Below are 19,500 nucleotides of genomic sequence, written 5' to 3' on the forward strand. Positions count from 1 at the left end.
TCCTCCGGGCGGCGGAGAAGTGGCCAAGGGACCTGGCGTGCCCATGCCCTATCCCCCAGGCGGCGGGGAAGTGGCCAAGGGGCCCGGCGTGCCGATGCCTTATCCTCCGGGCGGCGGAGAAGTGGCCAAGGGACCTGGCGTGCCCATGCCCTATCCCCCAGGCGGCGGGGAAGTGGCCAAGGGGCCCGGCGTACCGATGCCTTATCCTCCAGGTGGCGGTGAAGTTGCCAAGGGACCTGGTGTGCCGATGCCCTATCCTCCAGGCGGCGGGGAAGTTGTTTAGCACCGGCTAATCAATCGCTGCTAAACTTGGGAGGAGTACCTGCTATGCGGAGTCAAATGCTTGCCCGTAGCAGGACAGGAGATTCATGAACCAGCTTGATCTAGCGCTCTGGTTCACCATTTTAGGAGTAGAAATAGTCCTCGCGGTGTTGTTGATTCGCGGGCGCTTATATAAGTTGTTGCCTGTTTTCAGCCTTTATTTGCTTTGGACCATCGTCAGCGATATAGGCATGATGATTGTTCAGAGGCGATTCCAAAACAGTTTTGACCGGGTGCTAATGTATGAGTTATCACTCGACGCGGCGCTTCAATTTGGGGTTTTGATGGAATTGGCGTGGTCTGTGCTGCGGCCGCTACGTACAGCCCTGCCTCGCTGGACAGTCTTGGCAATCGGCCTGCTGATTCTTGGAGTCGGGGTGCTCGTTTGGCCACTTGCCGGATTTATCGTTCAACATAATGCGATCTTGAATGGCTTGGCTCAGCAATATCGCGTATTTCTCCAGTTAGAACAGACCTTTTCGATTTTGCGGATTTTGTTTTTTGTAATTCTTGCCGCAGGAAGCCAGTTGCTTTCGCTCAGCTGGCGCGATCGTGAGTTGCAGGTGGCAACAGGGCTTGGACTTTATTCGCTTGTGAGCCTGGCGACGGCGCTGATCCGGGCACAGATGTCGATCATGTCGCACACCTATCACCATCTTGACCAGGTTGTGTCGATAAGCTATCTGGGTTCCCTGGGATACTGGGCAGTAAGCTTTGTGCAGAAGGAAGCGCCACGGCAGGAGTTCAGCCCGCAGATGCAGACCTTTCTACTGACGGTCTCCGGCGCGGCGCGGGCAGGGCGTATTGCTTTGCAGGACAATAACCTGCCTGGAAACCGGCGGAGATAGGCAGAATTAAATATGTCGAATTTTGATACGTTACTTTAGTCCAATGCACCATTGAGTGTCCGGAAACGGTCGATTTTGTCATTTTTTACTTGCATTGAACGACGAATTTGTTCAAACTTGGTATCAAGCAGTTAATCAGTATGAATTTGGTTGTTCATTTCCGCGAAATTGCGAGGAATGCGACCTGAGGGTAATCAATGATTCTACCTTTGCTGCAGGTGTTAATTTTTGCGGCCTTGATCGCTTGGTTTGTGAAATGGCGTACTGCTGCAAAGCGGCGCAGCCAGCAAACCTGGGAGACATTGATGTCTCGGCTACGAGTGGACTGGAGCGCGCGCGAGCTGAGCGATAACTTCCTTTGGAAGGAAGGCCTGAACGCCACCGCGGACGATGCCTGGACTCGCATGGAAGGCCCGCGCGGCCTATGGGCGATTTACCAGAATGCCGGCGTGATGATGGAGATGGCAGATTACGCGGCACGGAACTGCCCGAATGTGGATCGCGTGCTAGTAGCGACGCTTCGCAGCGACGCGATGCAGATTAGACTTTGCGTGCTGATGGGACTTGCGCAGTATGGTTTTACGCAGGCAAGCGAAGGCGTGCGGATCAATGCGTACCGTGCAGCCGATATGTACGCCTGTATGGCGGCGCGCATGACGCAGTTGCTGCAGGAGAATGCAGCGACGGTTCTGCCTGACTTTGTCGCTGCAATGTAAACAAGGTTATCCCTCCGCAGAATGAGCAACTGATCGCCTTCTGCCCTGATACAAAAGATTGCCCCCGGCTTTGGCCGGGGGCAATCTTTTGTGCCTTGCATTCGCAGGAAGTTGCGCGTTTCAGCTATACCGGGTTTTCCGCCAGGAAGGTGTTGATGCGGGCGTACCCTTCATCGCTGAGACGGAATTCGAGTGCGGGGGCAAGACCTTCCACCTGGGCAGCGCTGCGTCCGCCGACGATGGCGGCCGTAACCGCAGGATTGCGGAGAGTCCAGGCGACAGCAACGACTCCGGGCTCAACGCTTGTGGGGACGCTGTGGCTGGACCCGATCTCGCGGAGCAGCTCAACAAGGCGCAGATTGCGGCTGAGACGCGGCTCGTTAAATTCCACTGCCTTGTGGCGCCAGTCGTCGGCGGGCATGGCGGCGACGCGCTCTGCACTCATTTTGCCGGTGAGCAGGCCGGAAACCATGGGCGAGTAGTTGATGACGCCAATGTTGTTGGCCTGCGTAAAGGGCAGAATCTCTTCTTCAATGGCACGGCGAAGCATGGAGTAGGGCGGCTGGAGGCTGGTGATGGGCGCAATCTGCTGCGCGCGCTTCATCTGCGCCACGTTGAAGTTCGACACACCAATCCAGCGCAGCTTGCCCTGCTGCTGAAAGCGGGCCAGAGTCTCCCAGCCTTCTTCGATTTCGGCCTCGGGCATGGGCCAGTGAATCTGGTAGAGGTCGATGGTCTCGACGCCAAGGCGACGCAGCGAGGCTTCGATCTCCTCTGCCAGTGAGCCAGTCTTGAGCGAGCGGTAGATGGAACGGTCCGCATCCCAGCGCATGGAGCACTTGGTGAAGACATAAGGCTTGTGGCTGGTGGTGTTGAGAGCGCGGGAAACAACTTCTTCCGAGTGGCCGAGACCGTAGATGGCGGCTGTATCAATCCAGTTGACGCCAAGATCAAGCGCGCGGTGAATGGCCTCGATGGATTCGTTGTCGTCCTGCGGACCCCAGCCGTAATCCCAGTTGCCGCCGCCGATAGCCCATGCGCCAAAGCCGATGGGAGTGAGGTGCAGGTCGGAGTTGCCCAGTGTGCGAAGTGCAGTCGAAGATGTGGTTGTCATTACATCAGGTTAGATGCGCAGCTTCATGCAAGGCTGCGGAAATCCACGGTATTCGAGCGCGCTCGAGATTATGTCAGGCGGCGATGAGGAACTTGCCGTCGCGCATGATCTGCTCTTCGCCGTCGTCGGTTTCGAGCCAGATGTTGAAGCCAAGACCGACAACATCGATGTGCGTAGAGCAGCGCCACGGCGCGCCGGTGTGCTCGCCGTAGGGATTGCCGAAGGCGATGTGAATGCCGGGAAATTTTTCGTCCTGGAGGATGTTGCCAATGACGTGATCGACGCCGAGATTGGTGCCGATGGCGAACTCGCCCACGCGATCCGAGTTTTCATCGGTGTGGGTGTATTCCCAGAAGTCGGCCTCAAGCTGCTTGTTCTTGCTCTGGCAGCTCACGATGCGGTTCTCGCGAATCTCGATGGTGAGCGGAGTACCGGCCAGCAGGCCATAGCGCGCGCAGAGCCAGTCCCCCACAACGCCATCCACGACAAAGGTGCCGTTCACTTCGCCGGGCGAGGTGAAGCACTCGCCGCCGGGCAGATTGCCCCATTTCTCCGGCGAGATGATGCCGGAGGTCTTGAACCACTTGTAGCCGGGATTCATCTCGGAGACGATGTTGGTTCCCGCAGCGGTGGTGGCGCGGATACGATGCGCGCGGCGCACGCGCTCAAGGACCTGCTGTGAAAGCCGGTCGACGCGGTTGAAGTCGGCGCGCATGCCCTGGCACATCACATCCGAAGTGATGTTGACCATGTGGGCGTGGCGCATGTGACGACGGTTCACCACATCCGTCATCTGCATGCGGGAGCGAAGCTCATTGGCCTGCACCTGGACAGCGAAGATGGAGACCTCTGAGGTTTCCATGTCGGCAAGAACTTCGGCGGGCATATCGCCGAGCGGGCGCGGAGCCAGGTCTTCCAGAATAAAGGCATTCCAGGTGCAACCGATCGCTTGAAGCTGCACGGCAAGCGAAGCACCGATCGCCTTGGTCTGCACGTCCGTGATGAGCGTAACCTTCTCCGAAGGCTGGATGCGAAGGCATGTGGTAACGGCAGAGCGTGCGCCCTCGATAAAGTCAGCGGGATATGGCAGGGAGAGCAGTTGCGAGGCGGTTGCGGTCATGCGCGGTAGGGTGTGGCTCCTTGCTGGATGCGTATTCATTTAGATTAACGGGAAATTCAACGAAATGAAACCAGCAGCAACTGGGCCGGCTGCGATTACAGCCCTTCTGCGGTCTCCCTGGCCATGTAATCGACGACGGCTTTCAGGTCGCCTTTGGTTTCCTCAAAGACCTTGAGTTGGCGGTCGGCACCGGTGCCGGTCTGCATGATTTTGCGAATACCTTCGATTGCCCAGCGGCTGTCGAGCTCATCGACGACGGGATCGATAAGCGCAAGGTACTCTTCGAGCAGCTCACGCTCCGGGACTTCGGCCTGCTTGCCGAAATCGATCAGCTTACCTTCAAGGCCGTAGCGCACGGCGCGGAATTTATTCTCCATCAGCAGAGGGCGCGCGTAATGGCGGTAGTCCAGGTTGGACTCATGGAGCTGGTAGAGATAGGCAGCCGTGGCCTGGATGAGCGCGGCGATGGCCACGGTCTCTTCAGCGCGGAGCGGAATGTCACAGGCGCGAACTTCAACGGTGTTGAAGAACGGATGCGGCCGAATGTCCCACCATATCTTCTTGGCGTTGTCGATGCAGTTGGTGCGTATGAGCAGATTGACGTAGTTCTCGAATTCGCTGTAGCTCTGGAAAGCGTCCGGGATGCCGGTGCGCGGAAAGTTCTCGAAGACCTTGGCGCGGTAGCCCTTGTAGCCGGTATTGAGGCCCAGCCAGAAGGGCGAGTTGGTAGCGAGCGCCATAATGTGCGGCAGAAAGTAGCGCATCGAGTTCATGATGTGGATGGCAGCCTCACGGTCCTCAATTCCCACGTGAACGTGCAGGCCGAAGATGAGATTGGCACGCGCCGCCAGTTGCAGCTCTTTGACGACCTGATGGTAGCGCGGGTCGGGATAGATTTGCTGCGTGCGCCAGTCAGCAAAAGGATGCGTAGCGCCGGCGACAAGCTTCAGCTTGTGCTCGCCTGCGAGACGGATCATCTGGCGGCGAAGATCGTAAATATCTTCCTTCGCCTCCGTGATATTGCGGCAGACTCGCGTGCCCACTTCCACCACGGACGTGTGCATCTCGGCTTTGACGCGCTCCTGCAGGCGCAACTTGCCCACGGCGAGCATCTCGGTTTCAATGTGCGAGCGAAGGTCGCGCGTGTCGGGGTCGATGGTCTGGTACTCTTCTTCGATGCCGAGCGAGAAGGATGGCCGCATGTGCGCTCCTGAATGTCTGGGAAAACGGAGTACAGCTTGCGGGTATTGTATCGGAGCGGAGTTGGCGGGGTTAGCGGAGTCAGCCGCTTACGCAATCGCATCCTTAGGAAGGATGGTCGAAATCAACCTCATTGATATTCTTCCGGAGCTTCGATATGGGCATATATCTCGCTCTCGAAGCTCGTACTTCATTCGCAGCGCAGGGAATTCGTTGGGTCTGTGCGCATGGCTCGGCGTGCCGGAACATAACAGGCGATTAACGCAGCAAGCAGCAATAGACTCAATACTTCCAAGAGCGTAAGCGGGTCGCTCCTGCCGACTCCATATAGCAGATGAGAGTAACTCGGCAGCAGGTATACGAGCGCAGTTGCAGCCAACGTGCCGATACCGAGTCCTGCACCGGCCATTCCAACTCCCTGGCCAATAATCATGCGGAAGACTCGGCCTCGGTCCGCCCCAAGAGCCATGCGAATTCCAATCTCCCGCGTGCGCCGCATTACGGAGTAGGCCACAACTCCATATATGCCTACAGAAGATAACAGCAGCGCGAGCACAGCAAAGATGCCGAGAAGCAGGCCAGGAAGATTTCGGGAGGCCATCGATTCCGACATCAGATCGTCCATAGTGCTCACGGCATAGACAGGTTGATCGGGAGCAGATGCGTAGATTACATTTCGAATGGCCGGCATCAGGTCTTGCGGTGGAAGATTTGTTCGGACGACTACTGTGAGAGTGCGAAAGAAGTCAGTGACCATCGAATCCGGCAACTGGTACACGGGGATGTAAATCTGCCTTGGGTTATAGGTGCCAGGATCGTCCAGACCCCAATGGCGGATGTGACCCACCACGCCGACAATGCGGGCTGCTCCCCAATGCCCAACCGTAAGCGTCTGTCCGACCGCATTTTTGCCAGGGAAGAAACTGTTCGCGAGAACGCTGTCGATGACGACAACTTTGCCTGATCCGATCTGATCGGCGGCAGTGAAGAACCTGCCTTGCAGAAGAGGAATGCCCATCGTCTTCAGATAGCCGGGACCGGTCCAGAAGTAGAGTGCGTGAGGCGCCTCCTGCAGGGAAGCCGGCTGTTGAGTGCCGATCCAGAAAGGGCCGCTGTTATCTGAGCCGGAGAGGGGAACGATATTGGTGAGATCTGTTGCTTCAACTCCCGGCACCTCAGAGATGCGCACAAGCAGTTGTTGATAGGCCGTGCGCATTCGGGCTGGGGTGCTCGTAAATGAAGGGGACAATCCAACCCGAAATGAAATCACGTGCCGTGTATCGAAGCCGGGGTTCACATGCCAGAGGTTACGGATGCTGCGCAGGAGCATTCCTGCCCCGGTCATCAGTACGAGAGTGAGTGCGAACAGTACCACTATCAGCCGGCCAAGCAAGCGATTTCGGCCGGTTGTGATGCCTTTCGAGGCTTGTTGGAGCGCGTCTTGCACGTTGGGGCCAGCGCATTGAAGTGCCGGGGTTAAGCCGAAGACGACCCCTACCACAATCGAAGCAAGGACTGTATACAGGAGCACCGGCAGGTGGAGACCTATGTTTTCTGAGCGCGGCAGAGCATGCGGAAGCGCTGCAAGGAGTACGCGCAGCCCGAAGCTGGCGACCGCAACACCCAATGCTCCGCCCGCGAGCGACAGCACGATGCTTTCCGTCAGCAATTGCCGCACAATACGTCCCCTGCTCGCGCCGAGCGCCGAGCGAATGCCAAATTCACGAACACGCGCGGTAGAGCGCGCCAGCAGCAGGTTGGCAAGGTTGGCACAGGCGATCATCAGCAAAACGCTGACCGCGCCAAACAGGAGCAGGACCGTTTGCTTTACGTCACCTAGAACTTCCTGCATGAGCGAGGTGGCGGCGACGCCTACGCCACGGTTGGCATCGGGATATTGGCGGTCGAGTTCTTGCTGAATGGAATTCATCTCAGCCTCAGCCTGCCCCTTTGTCACACCCAACTTAAGCCGTGCCAGCACTTCGATTGCATCTACAGAACGATCGGCGTAGATAATCGGCATATTCGGGCGCAGAAGCGTGACGATGTCCGCATCGGCGAGAAAATGGAAGCCGGCCGGCAGGACACCGATGACTGTATAACTCTTGCCATCCAGGTCAATTGAGCGTCCTACGACGTGAGTATCTGCTCCAAAACGCTCTTTCCAGAGATGGTTGCTTATCAGAAGGACCGGCTGTCCATTCGGCTGGTCTTCGGCCGCCGTAAAATCCCGCCCAAGGATCGGCTCAACGCCAAGTGTCGCAAGAAAACGAGAAGATGCTCGAATCCCCAGTATGTGCTCCGCCCTTCCGGGAGCTGTTAAATCAAAGTTGTGAAATGACACTGCAGACATGCTGTCAAACGATCGCGACGTACGTTTCCAGTCCTCAAAATTGGGATACGAAACAGCCAGTTGCGGATTTCCTGGCCGGTTCTCCCAAAGGAACATGAGGCGATTGGCATTCGGGAATGGCAGCGGCGCAAGCACCAATCCTTGCACGATACTGAACATCGCAGTGTTAGCTCCGATGCCGAGCGCAAGGGTGATTAGACATACGGACGTAAAGCCAGGGGATCTGCCCAACTGTCGCAACGCATATTTCAGGTCCTGCAATAATCGTTCAAACGACGCCCAGCCCCAGGCCTCGTGAGTCTGTTCCTTTATCAGAGCTGTGTTGCCAAAGGCGCGTCGGGCTGCGTAATGCGCCTCTTCTGGTGAGAGCCCACTCGCGCGCTGTTCTTCCTCTTCCAATTCGAGATCGGAGCAAAGCTCACGCTCCAGGTCCGTATCTCGCTTCCTGAACTGCCACCATCGCATTTCAGATCTCCTCGGCCGCAGGCCACATTACGCGAGCAACCGCGTCGGCCATCTGCTTCCATTGGGATTCTTCGACCACAAGCTGTTTTTTACCTTTTACCGTCAACCGGTAAAACTTCAATTCACGATTGCGATCTGGGGCCATCTCCCATTTGGAAACAACCCACCCTCTCCGCTCCAGGCGATGCAGCGCCGGGTAAAGTGAACCGTGCTGCATCTGCAGAAAGTCGTTGGTGGTTCGCTGGATGTGTTTGCCAATCTGGCGACCGTGCGAAGGACCGTAAAGAAGTGTGCGGAGGATGAGCATATCCAGGGTTCCCTGAAGAAGGTTCCCGCGTTGCTGAGAGTTTTTCTCCATGCAAGATATCCAATCATCGAAACGAAGCGATGGTAGACGTTCGACTATCACTTCGTCAAGAGTACGTTCTCACGCTCGTTTCTCGATTGGCACCTGCACGACAACGCACTCATTGAGTTCCGATTGCCAACTGGTAAATCAACCTAAAGACTTGATCTACAATTGCGCATCTGTTTTCTTTGCAGGTTTTGACGATGGTCAGAGAGATGTGACGATGCGGTAATGGCTTAGTTTGAAAAATCCCGCAGGGGCTAAAGCCCAAAGATTTTATCAGCCGGATTTTCGGCACGACTCAAGTCGTGCCCTGTTACAAAGCTGGACCGATTTGAGTTTTTCCGCAAGCTGTAAAGCCGTGCCCTGTTACAAGACAATTTAAACTGAGCCAGTACCGATGATGCACTTGCAAGAGAGGCATCTTCTCATGGGATACATCGAAGCGGCAGAACAAATACGCCAGGATGCGGCACGGCGAAGTTCACGCAGTAGGTGCGGTCTCAACTGCAAGCGCAGCCGTAGCTTTCTTCGCAGCCGATTTCTTCTCGGTCTTCTTCGCAGCGGACTTCTTCGCAGGCTCGGGCACTGCGCCCAGGAACGCAGACCACTTGAGATCGAGGTGCTGTGGAGCGAGCTTTGCTTTCGCAATTGCCAGATCTGCAACTTCCTTCACGATCCAATCAAAGCTGGCCTGGCCGACGGAGTGCAGATCGGCGTCGGGTGCGGGGTTCATGAAGTCGATGGCGTAGGGAATGCCGTTTTCGACAGCGAACTCAACCGTATTCAAGTCATAGCCAAGCGCGCGGCAGAGCTTCAGCGCATCCTGCTCCACGCGCTTCAAGAGCTTTTTGTCATAAGCCGGCGGATCCTGAATGTAGCGCTCGTGGTGCGCGCGGCGCGGATCGTACGGCATGATGCGGACCTTCTTCTGGCCGACGACATAGCAGCGGAAGTACTCATTGAAATCAACAGCCTTCTGGTACAGCATGCAGAGCTCATGCGACTGATCGAAGGCCGCGAAGAATTCCTCGCGATTGTGAATGTGATACACGTCACGCCAACCGCCGCCATCCACGGGCTTCATAAAGCCATGCTCCCCAACGTACTCAAAGACCGATTCCCAATTGAGCGGGTATTCCATGTTGCGCATGGAGCGATCCGTGGTGCCCTTTGGATGTTTTTTGTGCGGCAGGATAACCGTGCGCGGAACAGCGACTCCGAGTTTTTCCGCAAGTGTGTAATTGAAAAATTTGTCGTCCGCCGACCACCAGAAGGGATTGTTGATGATGACGGTGCCGTTGATGGCGGCGTGCTTGAGGAAGGCGCGATAGAAAGGGATGTCATGCGAGATGCGGTCAACGATGACGGCATACTGCGGCGCTTTGCTCATCTGCACAGCGCCGGTTTCGACGAACTCTGCATGAATGCCTTCGACGTTGCGCGCGTTAATGTGCTCCACGAGCGCGCCGGGAAAGCTGTTTTCCATGCCGAAGAGTACGCCGATCTTTTTCATCCCTGATTGCCTCCTCTATGTAAAACAGGGCAGCATGTGTGATGCCGCCCCGTGTATGCCCAGTGTACGGCAAGCTCGGCGCGTGTTACCGGCCCACTACCGGCTCATTACTGAGTTGTACTCTGCGTAGTAACGGAGATGTCTGAGTCAAACGAGATTTGTGCAATCAGGTCATCGAGATGCGCCTGCGCCGCCTCGCGGTCTTTTTCCAATGATTCGCGCTGCTGGCGCGCCTGCTGAAGCTCGTCCTCGGAGCGAGTAAGCTCGTCAACAAAGCGCTTCGCCGCCTCATTGCCTTTGAGCGCGGTAACGTTGTCTCGCGCGCGAGCCTCATCGTCAGCGAGTGTCTTTTCCTTCTGCTGGAGCAGCGTAATCTTCCGCTCGATCTCACTGAGAGCATTTTGAGCATCCATAAGCGGACGAAGCTTCTGCTCAAGATCAGGCGAGTACTTACTGACATTCAGGAGGTATTCGGAGCGGAAGTTGTTCTGCTGACCGCCGATGGAAATGTTCTCAGCCAGTTTGGCGCTCTCGCCCACGTGTAGCGTGGCGGTCTCATGCGGCTGCACAACGACGCGGAAGCGAAAACCGGTGGCAGTCGTTTCAGCGGGTGCAGGCTCAGACGTGATCTCCGCGTTGGCGTATCGCTGATGCTCAATGACCACTGTACGCGGCTCGTCTGCGCCGTTGGCAATCTTGTAATTGGTGTCGATGAGCAAGGTGGAAGAGGCCACCATGATGCCGTTATGCATGGCAACGTGATGGAGCGTACGTTTATTGGAGGTGTCCACGCGGCGCACTTTAACAGCCTGGTCGACAGCATACGAGAGCAAACGCTTTTCACCCGGATGAATCGGATCGAGAAGGCCTTCGCCAGCGAACTCGCCTCCCTCAAAGATGGAGAAGCTGCCGGAGTCAAGCGTGAGTTTCGATGTGTTGTTGAGCCAAACGGCGCGGAGTGGAGCCCTTTCATTTTGCGACCAGAGAGTGACGTGCTCCGCTGGAATCTGCTCCTGCAGGATGGGCACCATGGCGGACTCGTTCTTGTGTATGGTGACGGGCTGCGTGAGCGCGTAAGAGAAGAAGTCGTCGAAGGCGTTGGTTGAGATGCTGCCGGAGTCGAAGGCGTCAGAGGCGCGGTTGACTCCGCCGCCGATATGCTCTATTCCGCCGCCGTAGCTGCCGCCAGAGCCTGATCCGGAACCGACGCCGACACCGTAGCCTTCCATTCCCGCAATGCCAACATTCACAGAGGCGGTCGGTGAAGTTGAGCGAGCCAGCACTTGCGACAGCTTGCCTGCCACCGGCGCATTCACCACCTCCGCGGCCTCATGCGTCTGCGGGGCTGTCTGCGCGTTGACGGCAATGGGAATCTCCGGGCGGCGGGTGTAGAGCGGTTGCGAGAGCGGCTGAATGAAGCTCTGCGGCGCACCTGCGACGAGCGAGAGCTGAACATTCTCCCAATCAGCGCCCACGGTGTTATCGACGACGGCCCAGCCCTGAATGGTGGCATTGCTTTCCGCATGCGGAAAGACGATGCGGTAGGTGGATTTCCAGACCGGAACCTCACTGATGTAGCTGACGCGGAGTTGGCGCGGCCCTTGACCAAGCGCGCTTAGAGTAAGATGGCGCACCTGCCGGTTCTGCCCGGAGGCAATGGTCTCAAGATAGCTTGCGAACTGCTTTTGCAGCGCGGGGTCGGTCATACGAACCGATACGGCATCTGTCAGCTCCGCTGTGCGCAACGCTCCGGCATCAGTGGCAACGATTAGAAAGTAATTGTCGTTCGTGGAAGCGCCATTCTTATCCGTCACGGTGCGGAATTCAATGTTGACGATGCGGCCGCTGATCGCTGCGCCCGAACCTGTGACTTCGACGTGCTGGCCGCGAAGAGCCTGGTAAATGGCAAGCGTGGGCGGAAACTCAATGAGGCCAAGAGCCAGCGTGCGCAACTGCTGATCGATAGGCGTGGTGGAGTTGTAATTCACGCCGGCAATGCGGCCTCCGCCCTCATCGAGCACGGTAAGCGATTGCAGCACATCATTGAGCTGCGATGAAGTGAAGTCAATGCCAACGCGCTGATTGCCGGTGACGGAGCCGGCATGCTCAAAGTAGCCGACGCCGTTTTTATAGAGCACGACGCGGCGAACGGGCAGGTCTTTGATAACGCTGGAGCCGATGGGTGAGGCGGGATCGGATGCGGCTGGGGAGGATGCAGGCTTTGGAGCAGGTTTCGGAGCAGGTTCAGCGTAAAGGTTAGTGAGAAGCGAAGCAAGGCACACGAAGGCAAAACCACGATTCACGAGGTCCTCCAATACGACAGCTAATGCTGCTGAGTTGGACACCGTCGAGTGGAAAATGGTTCCAGAGCGTGAGAGGAAAATCTTTTTTGCTGAGTGAGAGCTCGGCTTATGCGAGTTGCGCGGCGATGCGCTCAAGTTGTGCCAGATGGTTGAGGTCGTGGCCAGCCATCGTCTCCACAATCGTCAGGAAAGTCATCGTGCCGCGCTCGGGGTGCGAGACAGGGCGCGAAGCAGCGGCGGGCAGAGCATTTGCGATGAGGTGAAGATTCCAGTTCCTGATAGAGCTGAATACGCGGTGCGCCTCGCCGGCTGAGATGCCGGAATAATTCGCAGACCACTTGTCCTGATCGAACGGCTGAACAGTGGGATGATCTTCCGCCAGCGTCTGCCGCAGGCGAAACCCAAAGACGAGCTCGCAATCCGCAAGGTGGGCGACAATTTCAGCGGGAGACCACTTGCCCGGCGCAGGCTGCACCGTGGACTTGTCTGCTCCGATCTGAGCGAGCTGGATTGCGATTTTATTGGGGGTGAGCTGAAGAATCTGCTCTACCGGCCGTCCATCGAGAAACTGCTCATAAGGGTTTTGCGCGCTCATTGCTTGCCTCCGAGTGTCTTACAAATACTCGCGGATCATCTGTGCCCATGTTGGCCAGTCGTGCGAGTTCCACGTGTCCCACACAAAAAGTTTGTGAGGAATGCCCTTGTCATTAAAGATGCGGTCCATGTTCTGGTTCTGGCTCAGGCATTGGTCATCCCAGCCCGTGCCGAAGACCCATGTGTTGCGCCGATAGCGATCAAGGAACCAGGGATCGCCGAGGCTGGGCAGGAACTGCGTGGGCTGATTGTAGTAGACGTCCTGATCGTGATGGCCGTTGAGAAAGTTCGCCAGATCAAATGCTCCGGACATGGAGAGCATGCCGGTGAAAACGTCGGGATGGCGCAACGCGATGTTGAGCGCATGGTAGCCGCCAAAGCTGCAGCCGAGCGAGACCAGATGCGGATTGCGATTCTTCTGACGGATGAGCGGAACCACTTCGTGAATGAGGTAATCGTCAAACTGCACGTGCCGCGCAATGCGCCAGCGGGGTGAGACGCGCTTGTCGTACCAGCTTTCGTGGTCGATGGAATCCACGCAGTAGACCTGCAGATGGCCGCCGTTGATGCGGTCTGCAAGCGCGCCGATCATTCCGCGGTCTTCAAACTCAAAGAAGCGGCCGCCGGATGTGGGGAAGACGACGACAGGCAGGCCCGTGTGCCCAAAGACGAGCAGTTCCATGGAGCGGCCGAGCCGAGGCGAGTGCCATTGATGATATTCGCGATTCATCTTTTTTCAAATGGCCCCTGATGAAGGTTGGAGAAGCGTCCGATTCTTGCTACTGTAACAGTACTACGCGTACGGCGGATTGCGCCTTCGGCGCCGGCGGTTGCGCACAGGAGGATGGCCTTGCGGGCTTCACCAGCCTCCGTGGCTGTAGATTTGAAGTCAGGATTTGGTAGCAGCGAGATTTGGAACTGAGTTTGGAAATGCAAGCTGGAGCGCGAGCTGAAGGTCTGCTGGCACGCGATTTACTCACGCCTCACCCACGACTGAAGCTGCACCGCGGCTTCAAGAGCCGCTACCTGCTGAGCGATCGCGATCTTGTGGTGTATCTGCCGCCGGGCTACAGCCGCGAGCCTGAGCGAAGCTATCCAGTGTTGTATATGCATGATGGGCAGAATTTATTTGACCCCAGGACATCGTTTATTGAAGGGCGCACCTGGCAGGTGCGCGAGCAGGCCGATGCGGCCATTGAAGCAGACGAAGTGGAACCGCTGGTGATTGTGGGTATTTACAACACCGGCGAGCGCCGGCTGGCCGAATACACGCAGGAGCGCGAAGCGCAGCGCGGCGGCGGCGAGGCCGACAAGTACGGCAAGCTGCTCACGCGCGAACTGCTGCCGTGGATTGCATCGCAGTATCGTGTGCGGACAGACCGGGAATCGACGGGCATGGGCGGCTCATCGCTGGGCGGGTTGGTGACGCTGTACCTGGGGCTCAAGTATGCCTCGGTCTTCGGCAGGCTGGCCGTGATGTCACCGAGCGTGTGGTGGGCGCACAAAGGCATTCTGGGCTATGTAAACGAGTATGCGCCGCAGATATGGGAGAAGCCGCGTGTATGGCTGGATGTGGGCGACCACGAAGGCCGCAAGACGCTGCGCGATGCCGAACAGCTGATGCGGCGGCTCAAGGCCAACGGATGGATTCCTGAAGAGTCGCTGCATTTTGAGCGCGTAGAGGGCGGCACGCACGATGAAGCGAGCTGGGCCACGCGTGTGCGGCCCATGCTGCAGTTTTTGTTTCCAGCGCAATAGCGCCGGAAACAGATGTCAGGGGTCAGAGATCAGGGATCAGAAAAAATCCTTCGTTAGCTCAGCACATACGGCGAGCGCTGCGGACGCGACAACATGCCATTGGCCTGCTGATCATCCTTGAAGCGCTCCTTGACCGGGTCCCAGTAGAGCTTGCGATTGAGCACCATCGCCATGTCATGCAGCAGGCATGTGGAGCAGGCGCGATGGCCCATTTCCGCGGGTGAGATGGGCTCCTTCCGGCTGATCACGCATTCCAGCCAGTTGCCGTGCTGTTCCTTGCTTTCGTAGAGATGAATCTCATCCGGGCCTATGACGGACTTGATGATCGCGGGGTCGCTCGAAGTCAGCGCCGTGTTGTCTCTCAGCTTTTCCGCGGGATCAGAGCTCGTCACCTTCTCAATACCGCGCGAGACAAAGATCCATCCCTTGCTGCCGTAGAACTTGATGCCGTTTTCAAAGCCGCCACTGATGGTCATGTGGACACCTTTGGACGACACGTCATTCGGCGCATAGAGGGCCTGGGTTTTGAAGGTCCCATGCACATCCCACAAACCTTCCTTCGGGAACTGCGCTTCGCCCCAGATCTCGACGGGGCCTGTGAACTCCGTGTTCATGCCCCAGTGCGCGCTGTCTACATGGTGCGCGCCCCAGCCAGTGATCATGCCTGCCCCAAACTGGCGGCAGCGCAGCCAGCCGGGGCGACTGTAGCCCTGCGGCGGATGCACGCGGTCGACGGTGTAGAAAACATCCGGCGTTTCACCGAGCCACATCTCGTAGTTAAAGCCTGCGGGGACGGGCATCTGAGTTTTTTCGCCGCCTGCGGGATCGCCGGGCAGGCCGATTTCCACGCGCTCCAGATCGCCGATGCGCCCGTTGCGCACAAGCTCTGCCGCGTAGCGAAACTGAACCGTGGACCGCTGCTGACTGCCGATCTGCAGAATGCGCCCTGTGGACTGCACCGCATTCGACATTGCACGGCCTTCGGAGATGGTGAGCGAGGCGGGCTTCTGCAGATAGACATCTTTGCCGGCGCGCACGGCGTCAATGGCGATCAGCGCATGCCAGTGGTCGGGCGTGCTGATGACCACGGCATCGATGTCCTTATTGGCGAGCAGCTCGTGATAATTCGCATAGCCGACGGTGCCGTCGTATGCGTTGCCGGTCTTTTTGGTGTAGAAGTCGTTGACGAACTGCTTCCCTTCCACCACGCGATGCGCGTCGAGATCGCAGACGGCGATGATGCGCGCATTGTCGTACTGCAGAATCCCCGGCATGTCATGTTCCCGCGAGATGCGGCCTACGCCAATGGCGCCGACATTGACGCGCTTGGACGGCGCATACTGGCCAAAGACGCTGGCCGGAACGATAGACGGAAAGCCGAGGACGGCCGCAGCGCCAGCGGCCCGCTGAATAAATTTGCGACGCGAACTAATTGAGGATTTCGGCAGCATGTTTTTCATATTCAGCTCCTGCATTAATCCTGGATCGTTACGAATTTTGCGCTTTTTTGGGCCTTGATGACAAGTTCGGCGGCCAGAAGGCATTGAGCCTGGTCCTGCGCGGTGTGGGTGCGGTTCACAATGTCCGATACAAACTGGGGACCGAAAGGCAGCGGCATATTGTGGCAGTCAATATAGCGGGCCTGCTTATTGTCCACGATGAAGAGATTGTCGCCCTGTTTGCTGACGGCCACGTTGGTGTACTTGCGGACCTCGATATATCCATCTGTCCCGAGGATGAAGAGGCGACCATCGCCCCAGGTGCCCAGGCCGTCCGGTGTAAACCAGTCCAGTCGCACGTAGCCAAAGCCCTTGTTGCCACGCAGCATCATATCGCCAAAGTCCTGAAACTTCGGGCGCTTGGGATGACGAACGTTGGCAATCTGTGAGGCCACAACTTCAGCCTCTGTGCAGCCGGTGTAGAAGAGAAACTGATCTACCTGGTGCGAGCCGATGTCGCAGAGAATGCCGCCGTATTGCTCGGGAACCCAGAACCATTCGGGGCGTCCGCCTGAGCCTCCGCCTGCATCGCCGTGGCCCTGCACAATCTGATGCGGCGCAATGTTGATGGTCTGAATGACTTTGCCGATTGCGCCCTGCTCGACGAGCTCACCCGCGTAGACTGCGGCCTTTACTTCGAGGCGCTCGGAGTACATGATGCCGTAGATGCGCTTGGTTTCAGCAATTGTCTTGCGAACCTCCGCAAGCTGCTCAAGCGTGGTGATGCCGGGCTTATCGGCCAAATAATCTTTACCGTGCTTCATCACCTGGACGCCGATGCCTGCGCGCTCATTGGCGATCTGCGAGCTCATCACCAACTGAATATCAGAGCTCTCGATGATCTCCTTCTGCGTCTGAGCGATCTTCACATCGGGGAAGCGCTTCTTGAATGCGGCGAGCTTATCCTCTTCTCCGGCCCATCCCATTACCAGCTCGCCACCGCCATGCTGAATGGCGCCGATCATGCCGTAGATATGATCGTGGCTCATGCCGCAGACGGCGAATTTGATCTTGTTCTTTGGCGCGGCCTCTTGCTCCTGCGGTGCAAGCTTTTCCTCAACAATGGGCATGCTGCCTGCAGCAAAAGAAGGCGCACCCGTCACGCTCATAAAACCGGCAAATGATCCAAGCAAGCTTGCGTTCTTCAAAAAATCGCGGCGCGGAGTAGAACTCATCGTCTGAATCTCCTTATTTGACGGTCATCAGTATTGCACGAAAGATGCAGTGTACGGCAACGTCCCTTCACAATGGGTGTGCGAGAATGGCTTCGAGATTTGAGTATGAGTTTGACCGCGCTTCAACCTGATCAGAAGGCCACAACTCCCGGCGCAACGCTTGTGCTGAAGGGGCTGAAGAAGGCCTTTGCCGACGTGCAGGCCGTGGACGGCGTGGACCTTGAAGTTCAGTCGGGCGAGTGCTTTGGACTGCTCGGCCCGAATGGCGCGGGCAAGACAACGACGATTGAGATTTGCGAAGGGCTAACCGAGCTGGATGCCGGCGAGGTGCGGCTGCTGGGGCTGGATTGGAAGCGCAATGCAAATGAGCTGCGGCAGCGCATTGGGATTCAGCTTCAGGAGACGCAGTTCCCGGAAAAGCTGACGGTGGAAGAAACGCTGCGGCTCTTCCGCAGCTTCTTTCGGCGCGGGATTTCCGCCGATGAAGCGGTCCGCATTGCACAGCTTGAAGAGAAGCGCAAGGCGCGCGTGGGCACGCTCTCCGGCGGGCAGAAGCAGCGGTTGGCAATGGCAACTGCGCTGGTGGGCGATCCTGAGCTGCTGTTTCTCGATGAGCCGACAACAGGGCTCGATCCGCAGGCGCGGCGGCATCTTTGGGATCTGGTCGACGACCTGAAGCATGCAGGCCGCACTATCATTCTCACCACGCATTACATGGATGAGGCCGAGCGGCTCTGCGACCGCGTGGCGATTATGGATCACGGCAAGATCATTGCGCTGGGCACGGTGCGCGAATTGATTGCTTCCATCGGCGGCGAGCATATAGTGGAGTTTGCCGTGAAGGGCGGCTCAGATGTAAGTGCGGCAGAGCTTGCGACTCAACTGAAGTCCATTGAAGGCGTCCACTCGCACCGCATCGATGCTGGCCTGCATCAGCTGAGCGTCACGAGCCTGCACACCACCGTGCCGCGTGTCTTTGAAGTAATGGAAGCCAAGGGACTGACGCTGACAGAGTTCCGCACGCACTCCGCCACGCTGGAAGATGTTTTTGTGGCGCTGACCGGGAGGAACCTGCGCGATGAGTAAGCTGCAAGAAAGCTCGCTTTTTCAGCTCACGGCCGCGCGGTTCCGGTTGTTTCTGCGCGAACCTGAAGCGATCTTCTGGATCTTTGTCTTTCCTATCCTGCTTGCATTTGGATTGGGAATTGCTTTTCGCAACCGGCCCGCGGATGTGTTGCCCGTAGCCGCCACCACGCCGCAACTGACGCAGGCGCTTGCAGCCGACAAGGGGCTGAATGCGAAAACGCTCAATGAAACCGACGGCGGGCGCGAGCTTACGATCGGCGCCATTCAACTGCTGGCAATTCAAACGCCGCAGGGCGTGACGTACAAGTACGACGATACGAACCCCGATGCGCGCATTGCGCGCATGCTCGCCGACCGCGACATCCAGGCCGCAGCAGGACGCAAGGATCCGGTCAGCGCGCAGAACTCGCTGGTGCATGAGGCAGGCTCGCGCTACATCGACTTTGTGGTTCCCGGCCTGCTGGGCATGAACCTGATGGGATCAGCCATCTGGGGGCTCGGCTTCTCCATTGTGGAGGCGCGGCAGAAGAAGCTGCTCAAGCGCATGGTGGCCTCGCCCATGCCACGCTGGCAGTACCTCATGGCGTTTTTGCTCTCGCGCCTGATCATGCTCGTCATCGAGGTTGCGGCGTTCCTCGGCTTCTCGCGCTTCGTCTTCGGCGTGCCGTTTCACGGCTCGCTGTGGGAGCTTGGGCTGCTCTGCATCCTCACCTCAATGGCCTTCTCGTCGCTTGGGCTGCTCATCGCCTCGCGCGCGCGAACGATGGAGGCCGCATCGGGGCTGATGAACCTGGCCATGCTGCCCATGTGGATACTTTCGGGAGTCTTCTTTTCGGCCTCGCGCTTCCCTGCCGTGATCCAGCCCTTTGTGCACGCGCTGCCGCTCACGGCTGCTATTGATGCCTTTCGCGGAAACATGCTGCAGGGAATGCATCTCAACCAGCTCATTGCGCCGGTGGCAATTCTGCTGGCATGGCTGGTGATTCCATTCATGGTGGCGCTTAAGATCTTCCGCTGGCGCTAGACGTACCGCGGCGATCAGAGCCATCGCTGCCTCACGCAGGTCCGCTTTGGTATCATTCC

The 19,500-nt window shown here is 57.6% G+C and carries 16 protein-coding genes and 1 pseudogene; 6 read left to right on the forward strand and 11 right to left on the reverse strand.

The window, feature by feature from the left end; genetic code table 11:
- The 3 genes and pseudogenes from ABSG47_RS11920 to ABSG47_RS11930 form a co-directional block, all read left to right on the forward strand.
- Window positions 1-283: pseudogene (locus tag ABSG47_RS11920) on the forward strand (hypothetical protein); the annotation flags it as partial.
- Window positions 284-368: 85 nt separating this feature from the next.
- A complete protein-coding gene (locus ABSG47_RS11925) occupies window positions 369-1,169 on the forward strand; it encodes a hypothetical protein (RefSeq protein WP_424169913.1) in 801 nt (266 codons plus the stop codon).
- A gap of 305 nt (window positions 1,170-1,474) precedes the next feature.
- The gene (locus ABSG47_RS11930; RefSeq protein ID WP_424169914.1) at window positions 1,475-1,885 is read left to right on the forward strand and encodes a hypothetical protein; all 411 of its coding nucleotides are present in this window, start codon (window positions 1,475-1,477) and stop codon (window positions 1,883-1,885) included.
- 124 nt (window positions 1,886-2,009) lie between these two features.
- On the opposite strand, the gene ABSG47_RS11935 is transcribed toward ABSG47_RS11930, so the two are convergent.
- The 9 genes from ABSG47_RS11935 to ABSG47_RS11975 form a co-directional block, all read right to left on the reverse strand.
- Window positions 2,010-2,999: an aldo/keto reductase gene (locus ABSG47_RS11935; protein WP_424169915.1), complete on the reverse strand. Its 990-nt coding sequence runs from the start codon at window positions 2,997-2,999 to the stop codon at window positions 2,010-2,012.
- Window positions 3,000-3,072: 73 nt separating this feature from the next.
- The gene (locus ABSG47_RS11940; protein ID WP_424169916.1) at window positions 3,073-4,119 is read right to left on the reverse strand and encodes an aminopeptidase; all 1,047 of its coding nucleotides are present in this window, start codon (window positions 4,117-4,119) and stop codon (window positions 3,073-3,075) included.
- Between the two features lie 95 nt (window positions 4,120-4,214).
- Window positions 4,215-5,321: a carboxylate-amine ligase gene (locus ABSG47_RS11945; protein WP_424169917.1), complete on the reverse strand. Its 1,107-nt coding sequence runs from the start codon at window positions 5,319-5,321 to the stop codon at window positions 4,215-4,217.
- 188 nt (window positions 5,322-5,509) lie between these two features.
- Entirely contained in the window at window positions 5,510-8,137 is a 2,628-nt protein-coding gene (locus ABSG47_RS11950; RefSeq protein WP_424169918.1) for an ABC transporter permease, read from the reverse strand.
- Window position 8,138: 1 nt separating this feature from the next.
- The gene (locus tag ABSG47_RS11955; protein WP_424169919.1) at window positions 8,139-8,495 is read right to left on the reverse strand and encodes a PadR family transcriptional regulator; all 357 of its coding nucleotides are present in this window, start codon (window positions 8,493-8,495) and stop codon (window positions 8,139-8,141) included.
- Between the two features lie 475 nt (window positions 8,496-8,970).
- Entirely contained in the window at window positions 8,971-10,002 is a 1,032-nt protein-coding gene (locus ABSG47_RS11960; RefSeq protein ID WP_424169920.1) for an ATP-grasp domain-containing protein, read from the reverse strand.
- A 107-nt stretch (window positions 10,003-10,109) separates the two neighbouring features.
- Complete coding sequence (locus ABSG47_RS11965) at window positions 10,110-12,305, reverse strand: DUF4139 domain-containing protein (protein ID WP_424169921.1); 2,196 nt, start codon at window positions 12,303-12,305, stop codon at window positions 10,110-10,112.
- Window positions 12,306-12,411: 106 nt separating this feature from the next.
- On the reverse strand, window positions 12,412-12,900 hold the full coding sequence (locus ABSG47_RS11970; RefSeq protein ID WP_424169922.1) for a DinB family protein: 489 nt from the start codon (window positions 12,898-12,900) through the stop codon (window positions 12,412-12,414).
- Window positions 12,901-12,918: 18 nt separating this feature from the next.
- On the reverse strand, window positions 12,919-13,629 hold the full coding sequence (locus ABSG47_RS11975) for an esterase family protein (protein WP_424169923.1): 711 nt from the start codon (window positions 13,627-13,629) through the stop codon (window positions 12,919-12,921).
- Window positions 13,630-13,829: 200 nt separating this feature from the next.
- On the opposite strand from ABSG47_RS11975, the gene ABSG47_RS11980 reads away from it, so the two are divergent.
- Complete coding sequence (locus ABSG47_RS11980; protein ID WP_424169924.1) at window positions 13,830-14,657, forward strand: alpha/beta hydrolase; 828 nt, start codon at window positions 13,830-13,832, stop codon at window positions 14,655-14,657.
- Window positions 14,658-14,710: 53 nt separating this feature from the next.
- On the opposite strand, the gene ABSG47_RS11985 is transcribed toward ABSG47_RS11980, so the two are convergent.
- Together ABSG47_RS11985 and ABSG47_RS11990 are read right to left on the reverse strand one after the other, a co-directional pair.
- On the reverse strand, window positions 14,711-16,117 hold the full coding sequence (locus ABSG47_RS11985; protein WP_424169925.1) for a Gfo/Idh/MocA family protein: 1,407 nt from the start codon (window positions 16,115-16,117) through the stop codon (window positions 14,711-14,713).
- 14 nt (window positions 16,118-16,131) lie between these two features.
- A complete protein-coding gene (locus tag ABSG47_RS11990) occupies window positions 16,132-17,331 on the reverse strand; it encodes a Gfo/Idh/MocA family protein (RefSeq protein ID WP_424169926.1) in 1,200 nt (399 codons plus the stop codon).
- A 105-nt stretch (window positions 17,332-17,436) separates the two neighbouring features.
- On the opposite strand from ABSG47_RS11990, the gene ABSG47_RS11995 reads away from it, so the two are divergent.
- Window positions 17,437-18,417, forward strand: a complete 981-nt coding sequence (locus ABSG47_RS11995; protein WP_424169927.1) for an ABC transporter ATP-binding protein — start codon at window positions 17,437-17,439, stop codon at window positions 18,415-18,417.
- Entirely contained in the window at window positions 18,410-19,441 is a 1,032-nt protein-coding gene (locus ABSG47_RS12000; protein WP_424169928.1) for an ABC transporter permease, read from the forward strand. The genes ABSG47_RS11995 and ABSG47_RS12000 overlap by 8 nt, the downstream gene beginning before the upstream one ends.
- Window positions 19,442-19,500: the final 59 nt, after the last annotated feature.

It is taken from the genome of Occallatibacter sp. (assembly GCF_049510455.1).
GTDB lineage: Bacteria > Acidobacteriota > Terriglobia > Terriglobales > Acidobacteriaceae > Telmatobacter.